The organism is Streptomyces sp. NPDC004838, from assembly GCF_053600955.1.
The window spans coordinates 137872-150079 of record NZ_JBSGAW010000014.1; the positions used below are offsets into that span (position 1 = coordinate 137872).

Sequence of the window (12208 nt, forward strand, 5' to 3'; positions counted from 1 at the left end):
TGGATCCATCGGACCGAAGTGACTATCTTCGTCTGTTCAGTGTGGGCCAGAATTCCCTTATGGCCTTCCATCCTCTCCTTTTCGCCCAACCGGCCCCTTGCCGAGCGAAGCTTTTGGCGCCTCGCCAGACGCTGTAGTGTCCACCACCCGGCCCGTTGTAATGCCAGCCATTGCGTTTATCCCATTCAATTCTTCGAGAGTGCCTCTGCCAGTGGATTCCCGGTAGACCACCCGACATCACAAGATGCCGCTTCCCTTTAGCGAATGGGCCCCACCGTGTGGGACTGTATCCCACATATCGGCCATACTTCTCGAGTCCGCGTTTGACCTTACAGGTTACGCAGTATCCTGAGATGCGCCTCTTGAGGCTTTTCCATTTTTTCTTGAACCATCCCCATTGACCGTCAAGATCGTAACAGTTGACAGGATCGGCAGTGCAGTATTCGTATGCGTTGGCATTGCCGCCGTGAATCGGGTCGATGGAGAGAAAGCGACCTGTCTGCGGGTTGTATAGGCGGACTCCCATAAGGGTGAGACCAGTGAGGGTTTCAGTGGAGCGTTGTTTGGCGCCGAGCCAGTTGTAGCGCGTGGCTGCTTGGCTGGCACGTGGGTTTCCGTACTCGTCGGCGTGGAGGGCGACGGGGGGTTGGGCGGGATCAAGAGGTAGTTGGAGGGCGACATCACCATGGATGTTGGTGAGTTGGAGGACGATGTCGCCGGCCGTGTTGGTGGTGGCGGCGAGGTCGCCTGACAGCGAGTCGATGTTACGGGTCAGATCACCACTAGTGGTGTTCTCGGTGACCCAGCGGGGGTTGTCGCTGTCACTGTCGTAGTGGTTGACCTTGGAAGCGGTCTGAGTCCAGGTGGAGCCGCTGCCGGTCTCAGTCGTCCAGGAGCGGAAGCGCAGATTGGCGTCGAGCTGCCAGGTCTGGCGCTTGCCGTTCGCGGTCTGCTGGTGGACGAGGTCGTTGGTGAAGTAGCCGATCGTGCCGTTGCCCGGCAGGGCAGTGGTGCGGCCGAAAGCGTCGTAGGTATGGCCAGTGGTGGTGAGTCGGTCGGCGCTGTCGTACGTGGAGGTGGTGGTTACTCCTCCCGTGGTGGGGCAGTTAGCACCGGAACTTCCGGCCGCGCTGGTGAGGGAGGTGCGGTTGGTGCGTGCATCGAAGGCGTACGTCCGGCGGGTGCAGATCGTATCGGTGGTGTCCTCGACGGCTGTAAGGCGGCCGGTGGCGTCGTAGCGGTAGGTCTGGTCGGACCAGCCCGCGTGACTGCTTACCTGACCGTGGGCGGACTCGGTGACAGAGTCCGTGTACACGATCGTGTTGTCGCTGTCACGGGTGTAGGTCCGGTTCAGAGTGCTGCCGGTGGTGTCGTTGGTTTCCTTGAGGGTGTAGCCGCCGGGCAGCTTCTCTGCGACGACGGAGCCGTCTGCGTCGTAGGTGGCTTCGAAGTCACCTGCTATGGAGTCGGTGGTTTTCGTCGCCAGTCCGCGTGGCTCAGTGGTGTGGTTGTAGGTGTAGGTCACCGTGGACGGAGAGTTGTCGCTGGTCCTGACCGGGCGGTCGAGCAGGTCGTACTCGGTCGTAGTGACACCACTGTCAGCGTCGCTGTAGGAGGTCTTGCGACCGAGCTTGTCGTACGCGTGGGTTATGGTGCCGCCTGTGGCCGAGAGGGTCCTGACCACTCGTCCTGTTACTGTGCTGTACTCGGTGGTGGACGTTGGCACGGCTTGGCCTATGCCCCCGGTAGTGGTCACCGTGGACTGCCGCCCTGCGGTGTCATACGTGGTTGTGGTGGTACGGGTGACGCTATTGGCGGCTTCTGTGACGGTGGCAGGGTTTCCCCACCAGTCGTACTCCGTTGTAGACGTCGGTAGTTGCGCAGGGTTGGATCCTCCGCCCGTAATCGCACCGCCGGGTCCTGTGGAACACACTTGGTCGGCCCATTCCGGGCGCCCGTTGCAGGTTCCTGTGCCGGTCGCAGACCAGTAGGAGGTCACCCTGGTCGCGGCGTCCGTACCGGAGGCACCTGGCAACAGCTGCTTGATTGTCCGGCCTTGGGCGTCGTACTCGGTGGATTCCGTGATCGCTAGGCCGCCAGGATCCTTGACGGTCTGGGTCGGAAGTCCCTTACCCCAGTCATACACGGTCTGCGTCACCCGGGCCTCACCGTGGACACCCGGGTGTTCACGGACCTGTACGCCGGTTGTGATCTTGGTGATCTGGTCCTTCACCTTGGCGGTGCCATCGGTGGGACGCCCTGTGTCGTACTCATTGACCGTCCACGAACGAGCCGCAACCGACGTGCCTGAGGCGACCAGGACGGTCGAGGCGGCAGTGAGGTCGGTGGTCAGGTCGACCCGACGCAGGGGACCAAATTCCTCCAGTTCGCGGGTACCGGTCTCGTTGTAGACGGAGTTGGTGGACAAAAGGTCCGCACGTTCCCTGGTGGAAAGAGAGGCGATACCCAGCTCTCTTTGAGTGGCAACGTCCGCTGTGCCGACTCCCAGGGCCAGAGCGCGGTTCGATGCGGTCAGTTCGCGGATGGCGTTGCCGAAGCGGTCGTACTCGGTGGTGGAAGTATGCCCGCCTGGAGACACCGAGTTCACCGAACGACCGGAAACCCCCATGTAGGTGAGGTCGGCGCGGGTGTAGGAGGACGAGGTCAGCGAGTCTCCGGAGTGCGACGCTGGAGTGGCGTCAGCCGGGAAAACGGCTGTGGAGTCGGTGGGCGCATCACTCTGGCCCCAATCCCTCACCGAGGTCGCACCCATCCCGTACGGGGCATTAGTGCCGGTCAGCGGCACGTCATAGACCACGGATGTTGATGCCGTGCCCTGCTCCACGTCCGCGGTGCCCTGCAGGAGACCAGGGCGAGATGCCTTGAGAAGCATGCCGGGACCTGCGGTAGTGGCGCTGCCTGCCTGCCCGTAGTTGAAAGTCCAGGGCAGTTCGCCGGGCGGGGTCAGTTCGACGACCCGGCCTGCGGAGTCATAGGCGTACTCGGTCTTCAGCTCGGGGGTGATCAGGGGATTCCATGTCTGACGCAGTCGGCCATTGGCGTCGTACCGGTACGTCTGCACGGCCTTCGAGGTCGCTGTCGCGGAACCGGGTTCGGTGGACCACAGCCGGATTTCCTTGACCTGTCCGGTGTAGTCACCTAATGCGAGGGCTGTGGCCGTGGTCGAGGCGGCGTAGACGAATTCCAGCGCGCGGCAACCCTTGGTCGCTGGGGTGGTCGTGCAGGTGGCGGGGGTCGCAGCAGTGGTCGGGGCGATGATCCGTTTGGGGCGGGCCAGCGTTTGGCCGGCCACGGTGACGGTTTCGGACACCACTGTGGTGGTGGAGTTGTTCAGTCCGTTCAGCAGCGTGGAGGAGACTTGCCACGTGGTGGCGGCTGAATCGGGCTTGGTGAACGCGGTGACGGTACCCTCGGTGTCGGTGAGGGTGAAGCTGCCGGTCACACTGCCGGTGAGGGTGAGATCCTCCGAACCGGGTTCAGGGATCCAGCCGTTCTGTGCGGCGTTGGCGGTGAAGTGGAGAGCATCTCCCTCGGCCAGCACCACATCAATCGCTGTGTCAGAAATTCTGCGGATGTGCGTGTAGCCGGACTCCGCCAGTTCGGCAGTGGTGCCAGAGACCCATTCATTGCCAAAGATCGCTGCCTGGCCTTCCTGGCTGCCCCCCTTCCCCGGGGTTCGGGAAGAGGCGGTGCGGGAAGCGGACAGCCCGAATGCCGACACGTCGGTGGAGGACAGGGCATAGTCGCCGGTGAGCAGGTTCACCGAGCCGGGACCGATTTCCTCGGTGGCGGCACCGGTGGCGTTGCGGTCGACGACGACAGTCAGCGGCTGAGTGCTACCGGACGCACTGCCCGGGCCGGTGAAGTCGGCCTTGATCTGCACGGTGCCGTCCGGATCGACGGTACTGGTGGCGTTCCAGACCAGAGCGGCATTCTTGCCGCCTGTCATCGGGACGGGCCAGGCGGTCAGTGGTGTCCCACTCGCGGTGACGTGAGCAACGGGGATGGCCACCCACGGGTCGGCTGCCGAACGACGCCAGGAGAAGGAAACACTGTCGTACGTGGCTGATTCTGCCTCGGCTACCAGGGCCAGGCGGCGGGCCGTGCGCTCGCCATCACTGGGCTGCAGGAATCCACCGGGCCCGGCGTGGAAGGTGTAGTCGACTGGCTCCGACTTGTTGTCGGCCTTGTCGACGGAGCGGACCTGGAGGGTATGGGTTCCGTCCTTGGGCGGGGTGACGCTGATGGCCTTCGCGGCCCCTGCCCCGCCGGTGGGAACCTTGGCCCAGGTGGCACCATCCAGGGACCACTCCAGCCACTGGTGATCCGCGGCCGGCGGTGTGACCGTGAAGGTGCCCGCCTGGCCGGCGCCCTTGACCCACTGTCCTGACGGGTAGTCAGTAGATGTGATGCCCACAGGTGCGGAGGGTGAGCTGGTATCGACGGTGAACGTCTTCCACGCCGACCAGCCGACGTTGTAGTGGGCTCCGTCGTAAGGGGAGGTACGGAACTTGTACGTCTTGCCGTTGGTCAATACACCGGTGGGAACGGAAACCGAGGCGACCTTCCCGGAGGCCACGAACGGCGAGACGATCACCGCCCCGACCTGGGTATTGGTCACTGAGTCGAAGATCTGGAAGGTGCCGTTGACCTTGTCGTTGTTGGGGTCGACAAAGGTGTCCCGCAGCGTGGGCGTGACAGTGTTGACGGTGTAGGCGCCGCCGTAGGAGAAGTACGGCGGCCCCGCCTCCTGCTTGGTACCGGTCCGCGGCCGGTAGTTGTACGTCACCGTCAGCTTCGGCGGATTGGAGGCCGCGTTCGCGGAGTTGACCCGCTTCCACTGCGCGACCACCGTCTCGCTCGTGGCGCGCAGCCCCATGTGCCCGCGTGTGGCCTGCGCCGAGGCCCACTCCTGTACCAGTGTGGTGACGTCCGCATTGATCCACCCGTCCGGCGCGGCAGTACAAGTCGGGTTGCCCCGGGTCTCGGTGGAGGTGGCCTTCTGCGCCGTCCATGCGGGCTGCGCGGTCCACCGGGAAGCCGTTGAGGCGGCTCCAGCGGACCACACCTCCCAGGACTGGTTAGTGCAGGCGGTGTTGGCGGAGTGGAAGTTCCACAGCGACAGCTTCGCGTCCATGACCAATGCGTCCTGGACTGGAGTGGTGTTCCAGGAGATGAAAGACCGCGCGGTGCGCGCACTACCGTTCGGATTCGTCGTCCCGGGGTTGCCGAGGTCCAGCTCGGTGTCGGCGGACCAGTCAACTGTCTCCCCCTGCTGAACGTACGTGTCGAACACATTCGACAGCGTCGAGGTGGAGGGATCCACTGTCACCGGGTACGTCGTCTCCGGGTCGGCGAGAAACGTCGCGTCCGGCGTGATGACGAGGTCCACGCCATCCCCCCGCTGGACGGTCTTCATGTCCACTTTCGCCCGGCGGGTGTGCTCACCCGAGACGGGATCGACAGTCGCGTCCCACATGACGGGCGCCGGCATGACCGCGTGTGTCTTGTTCTTCTTGTCGGAGAACAGCACACTGCCGTCGGCCTGCTGCTTCGCCTTCAGTCCCTTGGCCTTTAGCGGCAGCGTATAGGTGTAACCAGCGACGGTGGGGCGCTGCTTGATCTCGACGAACTGCTCGAACCCGGTACGGGTCGCCTCCACGACCACATCCGCGCCCGGCACCGCGTTAGGGTATTCGGCGCGAGAGCCGCTGAGCACCGGTTGCGGAAGCCCGCCCTTCCACTGAAGCGTGATTTGCTGATCGCCCTCGCCCAGCGTCACCAGATCCGTGGCCTTCACCGTCTGCGCGGCCCTCAGCGAGACAGGCGGATCACCGGTCTTGCCCGTTAGCCGCAGACCGCGAGGGTGGGCCTTCGGTGCCACTGTCCCGTCGGTGGCTTTGACGAGCTTGAGGTCCACATCCCGCCAGTCACCGCTCACCGTGTCCGCGAACCGGATCGGGCCGGCAGCCAGCTCGGTGGTCAGAGAACCGTTCTTGTTCACCCACGTCGTTGACGTCTCCGTACGCTCGGATAACGCCTCCACCCGCTTACCCGACAGGCGAGCAGCAACTCTCGCTGACGAGATGTCAGCAGCTTGCGTTACAGACGCCTTGCCCACGACTGGAGCCCGGGGCGTCGAGGCCATCGCCGCACTCGTGCCGTCCAATAAGGTAACGGCCAGGGCCAGTGTCAGCCCGCCCGCTACGTAGCAACGGCTCTTTCCGGACCAGGGTCTGTCTCGCTCCTCAGGTGCAGGTACGTGAACTGTCATTCGCTGTGCCCTCCCAGCCGCGTGGGCCACACATGATGCTGTGAGAACCTACGAGTGGGGAGATGGAAACGAAAACTGCACCAAGTCAACCTATAGACATTCATTCATCGATTCGATGAATGTGACTCTCCTCACATTGATGCGCCTGGGCTGTGTCGCTGGTTGTCTGCTTACTGCCTTCGGCTCGTTAGCCAAGCTCCGGTGAGGCGACGTGTGGCCTGACGGCAGCAGATTGGGTGCGGCTTCGTCGTATCAATGGGCGTGGACCACTGGTGGCGGTCCCCGGTCGGCACCCGCATCTTCGTGCGCCGCGAGCGGCGTGAGTGGATTCGAACGGTCTGCTGCCGGGGCGCGGCCCGTCTCCGTCGCGGGGGCGTCGGGGCGGCCCCGCACAACGGGGAGAAGTCTCGGCCTCCTCTCGGCCCTCTCGCGCCGGATTCCCCTGATCTGCGGCTTCTCCCCGGCGGAGCAGTGGATCATGACCCTTGGCGACGAGCCGCCGCCCTCAAGTACACCCTTCGATGTAGCTGCGGGTTCGTCTGTGGTCATGACGAGAGCGGCCGGCCGGGTCGAGACGATGAACACATGACCGAGACCGTGGCTTCGACGCCCATCGGAACAAAGGCCGGTCCGTCCGCCCGGATCCCGCTACTCGATGTGCTACGAGGGTTCGCCATTCTCGGCACGCTGGCGACCAATGTCTGGATCTTCGCCAGTCCCGGTTCCGAGTGGGGGATTCTCACCGGAGGCATGGAGAGTGCCTCTTTCTCCACGTTTCCTGGAGCGGTCGAGAGTACGGTGCGCCTGCTGGCGAACGGCAAGTTTCTTTCCCTGCTGACGATTCTGTTCGGTGTGGGCCTTGCCATCCAGTACGCGTCGGCGGCCCGGCGCGGTGAGAAATGGCCTGGCCGCTACCGATGGCGGGCGGTGTTCCTGTTCGCCGAGGGGACGGTGCACTTCCTCCTGGTCTTCGCCTGGGACGTACTGATGGGGTACGCCGTCACCGCGCTGCTCGTGGCATGGCTGCTGACACGTTCCGAAGCCGCGCGAAGTCGCGTGATGTGGTGGGCCGCGGGCCTGCACCTGACGGGGACAGGGCTGCTGACGGCGCTCCTCGTCTCCGCCGGACCGCAGGACGCCGCCCCCCTGGATCGACGGCTGAACGATCTTTACGCGCACGGGAGTTACACGGAACAGATCGGATTCCGGCTGGACAACGCTCTGGCGCTGCGGATGGAACCGGTGCTGACGTTCCCCCTGCTCGTCCTGCTGTTCCTGCTGGGCGTGCGGCTCTTCCGGGCGGGCGCCTTCGGCACCGATGCCACCGGACGCCGCATCCGCGCCCGTCTGCTCGGCGTGGGCACGGTCTTGGGGCTGCCCCTCAGTGTCGCCCTGTCGCTGGCGGGCCCGGAGTTCGTCCTGCTGGACCGCTACGTCGCCGGACCGCTGACGGCGCTCGGCTACATCGGGATCGTCGGCTTTGTGGTGGAACGGATCAAGCGGTCGGGGCCGCTCCTGAACGGTCTCGGTGCCGTCGGTAGAACCGCCCTGTCGGGCTATGTCGTGCAGAACGTGCTCTGCATGCTCCTCTCGTACGGTATCGGCCTGGGACTCGCCCACCGGTTCGGCGAGTCGTGGTGGCCCTGGTGGCCGCTGGGACTGTGGGCACTGGTCTGCGCCTTCCTGATGGCGGGCTCGACGCTGTGGCTGCGGCGGTTCGGAGCGGGTCCGCTCGAATCGGTCCAGAGATGGGCCCTGCGGCGCTGAGGCCGCGTGTGGGCAGGCCCACGATCAACGCGGGCCAGGACTCCACCGCTGCCTGCCGGGTTCTGGTGGCCGCCGAGGCGCACGACGAACTGGTCGGGCTGCTCGCCGAACGCGCCGCTGGTACGGAGGTCGTCCCGCTGAACAGCCGCGCCCACCTCGACCGGGTCAGCGCCTACCTCACCGGCCTGCCCGGCCACGCGAAAGTCGTCAGAATGGCTCACGGGCGGGCGGCCGGGTCAGCCGGGTTTCGCGGGGGCCGCCACGGGCCATCGGGGGCCCGACTCCGGATCCACCGCCCACGCGTACTGGCGGCCCGTGGACTCGACGGTCAGGCCGTAGTCGTACAGGTCCGGCTTCCCCGCGTCGAGCCACTCGTCCCAGGCCCGATCCAACTCCTCGGCGAGTCGGCGTGGGCCGCCCTGATGAGCCGTGGTCGCGCCGTCGCTCCGCGCGGAGAGCGCGGCCCAGGACGAGGCACCGTCGTGGAGCCAGGCGTTCAGTCCGTCGTGATCGGCGGCCACCGTGATCCGCACATCGGGGAGGGCCACACGAAGGCCGAATCGCAGATGCCAGTCATCCCGCAACGGTGCCAGATCCCGCGTCCAGGGGCGCCGGTCGTCGGCGGGGCCGACACCGCGCACCCGGCCGAAGTCGTCGTGGTCCGCGATACTTCCGGTGGCGCCTTCGGTGTCGGTCCTGCGGGCGGGCATGAACTGCGCGAGACCCTGCACCCAGCCACTGGCCGAGCGCCCGTCGCCCGCTACGGTCAGCGCGATGTGCCCGAGCCGCCCCCAGGGGGTGACGATCCGGCCTCCCGGCCGGGTCTGGGCCACCCAGGCCCAGGGAATCCGCTCCACCGCGTAGGTCGCGATCACCCGGTCGTACGGTCCGTCTGGAGGCCAACCCGCAGCGCCGTCGCCGACCTCCACCGTGACGTCGGCCGCCATGGCCCCCAGTCGGTCGCGTGCGGCGGACGCCAGCCCGCCGTCGACTTCCACGCTGGTGACGTGGCGCGGCCCCGCCCGGAACGCCAGCAGCGCCGCATTCCACCCCGTTCCGGTGCCCAACTCCAGAACCCTCTGTCCGGGCTCCAGCCGAAGGGAGTCGAGCATGTCGACCACGACGCCCTGGCTCGACAGGCTCGACGTCGCCCGGCCGCCGATGACCTGGGTCACCGCCGCCGCGTCGGGATCCGCGTAGACCTCGTCCGCCCACTGGGCGGGGTCGGCTTCCCGGTCCACGCGCACGTAGTCGTCGCCGTTCCAGCGCCACAGGCGGTCCGGGGTGAACCGATGCCGAGGGAGCGCGTCGACGGCCTCACGGATCCACGGCGACCGCGCGGGCCAGGAACCACGCTCTTCCATGGCGTCCGCGAGGAGTCGACGCCGTTCGGTGAAAGTGAGCACCGCCGCCGCTATTTCTTCTTGTGCTTGCCGTCGGAGGGTGGCGGCGGCGGTACTTGACCGTCCGTGTTTCCCGGCGGGGGCTTCCCCTTCGCCAGATCCTCCGGTGGCTTCTCGTGGTCGCCCATGCGTCCTCCCCTTCAGCAGTCGCCTTGTGATGCGATGGTGACACACAGTGAGCATGCTGGAGTAGGTGATTCTCGGACACCGAACGATGAGCCAGGGGGTGCGTCCGTTCCGTCGCCGGGGACGGGCGCACCCCGCTTTGCGGTGCGTTCAGGTGGAGGTGGGCCGACTCGCGAAGGCGATGAACTTCGTCCAGGTGGTGGCGGGGACGACTAGGGCGGGGCCCTGCTTGTCCTTGGAGTCGCGGATGCCTATGTGGGTGGTGAGGTCGGCCACCTCGACACATGATCCTCCCTGGCTGTCACTGTGAGACGATTTGAACCAGGAGCTTTCGGCCGTCAGTTCTGCGACCTCTACGCATGCGCCTCCGGAGTCGTTGCTGTGTGAGGATTTGAACCAGGCGGACTCTTCGGCCACATCAGGGGCCATGATGCGCGTATTGATGACTACTCCCATTCTCTTGCTAGCTGTTGCAGAAAACTGGCTGTGCGAGCGGGAGGCAGAGCGCTATCGCGCATGGCATCGAAGCGCCGGATACTCCTCTGAACCTCACGCCATTCGTCCGTGACGCTGATCGTGTTCCACATGTCGGTCTGAACGACTGGGTCCAGCGCATCAGAGAAGTCGAGCAGAATGAAGTTGCTCTCTGACCGGTAGGTGACGACGTCGTGTGTGAGAATCTGGACGGTCACATTGTCGAGTTGGCCCAGCTCTACGATCTCGTCGTACTGCCCACGCATGACCTCGGGACCGCCAACCATGCGACGCACAGCTGATTCGTCCATGATGACCCGCAACTTCAGTGGACTGTCGGAACGGGTGATCAGTTCCTTCCGCTCCATGCGAAGTCGGACGTTCCGCTCTACGTACTCCGAGGTGGTCTCGTCCACGGGCTTGGCCAGCGAGTACAGAGACCGGGTGTATGCCTCCGTCTGAAGCAGTCCGAAGACGAAGCTCGGCTGGAAGGCGCGCATCGCCGTCGAATCCTGCTCCAGCCCTCGAAACGTCGGCATCTTCGACGGCATGAACGCCTTGTACGGCGTCCACGGCTCCTTGCTTAGTGACTCACGGTGGAGCTGGATCAGCGTCTCGCGATCCTCCTTGGTCATGTCCCCGTCGTAGAGATCCATGAGGGCGATGAGATCGCTCACCCGAGGCAGATCGTTCTCGCCGATCTCCACTCGCGCCAGCTTCGTGTACGAGAAGCCGAGTTCGCCCGCCACCTCGCCCAGTGTGAGGTTCTTCTTCTCGCGGAGCTTCCTCAGCTCCTTGCCGAGTTCCCTGCGTCGGAACGTAGCGCCCCTTTTTGCTGCCACTTCGCTGTCCCCTCTCATCGACTGGTCTGTCGGTGCTTGACGTGACCTGTGTGGGGCGCCGACGCGTGTCGTGCCCCTAAGTGTCCCACTCCCTGTCCCCCCTTCGGCAAGTCGTGCCAGTGCTCGGGCATGTGCCAATTTCATGGCGAGAGCGTTTGAGCTTGCACAGTAACTCTCCCATCCATCACCGTAGTTGAGCCAGTGCAAGCCGGACGGCGATGAAGATTCCGGGACCTATCTGACCTCTAGGTCCATACGCGCCCAGTCCGTTGACCGTGAAGGGTCGGGCCCGATGCCGATGATCGACAGCAGACCGGACGAGCACGCATCGCGCGTCATCACCGGGTTCGAGGTGAGCCTCCACCGGGCTGCGAAGCCCGGTGTCCCGCTGGCGGACGGGGATCGGCTGTGGCCGTCTCTGATGCGCCGGGTGGGGCGGGCGCATCTGCATCACTGGGGTCTTGGCTACTGGGCCGAGACAGTTGAATTACTGCTCTCCGAGTTGGTAACGAACGGCCTCGAACATGGTTACGGCAGCACGGTGGACATTCGGCTCTGGCGTACCGAGGCGCACCTGCGCATCGAGGTCGACAGCGGCGGTCCGTACGCCCCACCGGTAGATGACGCCGACCCCCTGGACGAAGGCGGCCGGGGGCTGCATCTGGTCGGCGCGCTCGCGGACGGTTGGGGCGTCACGGCGGACGGGACCTGGTGTGTGCTGGCCATCGACGGGAGCGCGTGATGTTCGCAGATGGCTTCCAGCCGGTCGAACCGGTCGAACCGGTGGGTCCGGTCGGCCCGACCGGTCCCGTCGCCGCGGACATGGGCGAACTCGCCGAGCGCGTACGCGCCTTGATGGGCACCCAAGCCCGTCGGCCGACCGTCGTTCCGCTCGGCGGCGGGCTGTTCGACGCAGTGATCAGCGCGGCCGGGGACGCCGGGCACGCCGTGGCCGCGACGATCGACGCGGCGCATCCGCAGGGCTGCGGACCGGTCATCGCCGACCCCCACCGGCCGTGGCTGTACTGGCTGGTGCCGCCGGGCACGACAGGCCGGTGGGCTCACCATCCGTACGCTCTCTGCGTCGGCGCGCCCGCCGTGATCACGCTGCCGCCGCTGGACCGCCGCGCCCCCGATCCGCGACGCGGAGGCGCGTACTGGCTGCGGCCCTGCCAGAGCCACTACCTCGTCGGCCCGGTCGTACTCCGCCGTGCACTCGACCGGCACCGGCCGTCCCCCGCACCCCACCAGGCGATGGAAACGCTGCTCCTGGGCTCGGCGGCCCCATAGACCGGCCGCCT

Annotated in this window: 7 protein-coding genes; 3 read left to right on the forward strand and 4 right to left on the reverse strand. The window is 65.7% G+C overall.

The window, feature by feature from the left end:
• Window positions 1–22 precede the first annotated feature (22 nt).
• Window positions 23–6205, reverse strand: coding sequence for a DNRLRE domain-containing protein (locus tag ACWEFL_RS18155; RefSeq protein WP_451713447.1), 6183 nt, complete (start codon window positions 6203–6205; stop codon window positions 23–25).
• 675 nt (window positions 6206–6880) lie between these two features.
• Here ACWEFL_RS18155 and ACWEFL_RS18160 point away from each other — a divergent pair.
• Complete coding sequence (locus ACWEFL_RS18160; RefSeq protein ID WP_451713317.1) at window positions 6881–8062, forward strand: DUF418 domain-containing protein; 1182 nt, start codon at window positions 6881–6883, stop codon at window positions 8060–8062.
• Window positions 8063–8298: 236 nt separating this feature from the next.
• On the opposite strand, the gene ACWEFL_RS18165 is transcribed toward ACWEFL_RS18160, so the two are convergent.
• From ACWEFL_RS18165 to ACWEFL_RS18175, 3 genes are all read right to left on the reverse strand, one after another.
• On the reverse strand, window positions 8299–9468 hold the full coding sequence (locus tag ACWEFL_RS18165; RefSeq protein ID WP_451713320.1) for a methyltransferase domain-containing protein: 1170 nt from the start codon (window positions 9466–9468) through the stop codon (window positions 8299–8301).
• 273 nt (window positions 9469–9741) lie between these two features.
• A complete protein-coding gene (locus tag ACWEFL_RS18170) occupies window positions 9742–10047 on the reverse strand; it encodes a DUF397 domain-containing protein (protein WP_451713323.1) in 306 nt (101 codons plus the stop codon).
• The gene (locus ACWEFL_RS18175; protein WP_451713326.1) at window positions 10038–10925 is read right to left on the reverse strand and encodes a helix-turn-helix domain-containing protein; all 888 of its coding nucleotides are present in this window, start codon (window positions 10923–10925) and stop codon (window positions 10038–10040) included. The genes ACWEFL_RS18170 and ACWEFL_RS18175 overlap by 10 nt, the downstream gene beginning before the upstream one ends.
• A gap of 274 nt (window positions 10926–11199) precedes the next feature.
• On the opposite strand from ACWEFL_RS18175, the gene ACWEFL_RS18180 reads away from it, so the two are divergent.
• Both ACWEFL_RS18180 and ACWEFL_RS18185 read left to right on the forward strand, forming a co-directional pair.
• Window positions 11200–11649 carry an ATP-binding protein gene (locus tag ACWEFL_RS18180; protein WP_451713329.1) on the forward strand — a complete coding sequence of 150 codons (450 nt, stop codon included), beginning with the start codon at window positions 11200–11202 and terminating at the stop codon, window positions 11647–11649.
• Entirely contained in the window at window positions 11649–12197 is a 549-nt protein-coding gene (locus ACWEFL_RS18185; protein ID WP_451713331.1) for a hypothetical protein, read from the forward strand. Before ACWEFL_RS18180 ends, ACWEFL_RS18185 begins: the two co-directional genes overlap by 1 nt.
• Window positions 12198–12208 lie beyond the last annotated feature (11 nt).

Coding starts and splice junctions, on each gene's coding strand:
- ACWEFL_RS18160 (WP_451713317.1), top strand. CDS start 6,881: ATGACCGAGACCGTGGCTTCGACGCCCATCGGAACAAAGGCCGGTCCG.
- ACWEFL_RS18170 (WP_451713323.1), bottom strand. CDS start 10,047: ATGGGAGTAGTCATCAATACGCGCATCATGGCCCCTGATGTGGCCGAA.
- ACWEFL_RS18175 (WP_451713326.1), bottom strand. CDS start 10,925: ATGAGAGGGGACAGCGAAGTGGCAGCAAAAAGGGGCGCTACGTTCCGA.
- ACWEFL_RS18180 (WP_451713329.1), top strand. CDS start 11,200: ATGCCGATGATCGACAGCAGACCGGACGAGCACGCATCGCGCGTCATC.
- ACWEFL_RS18185 (WP_451713331.1), top strand. CDS start 11,649: ATGTTCGCAGATGGCTTCCAGCCGGTCGAACCGGTCGAACCGGTGGGT.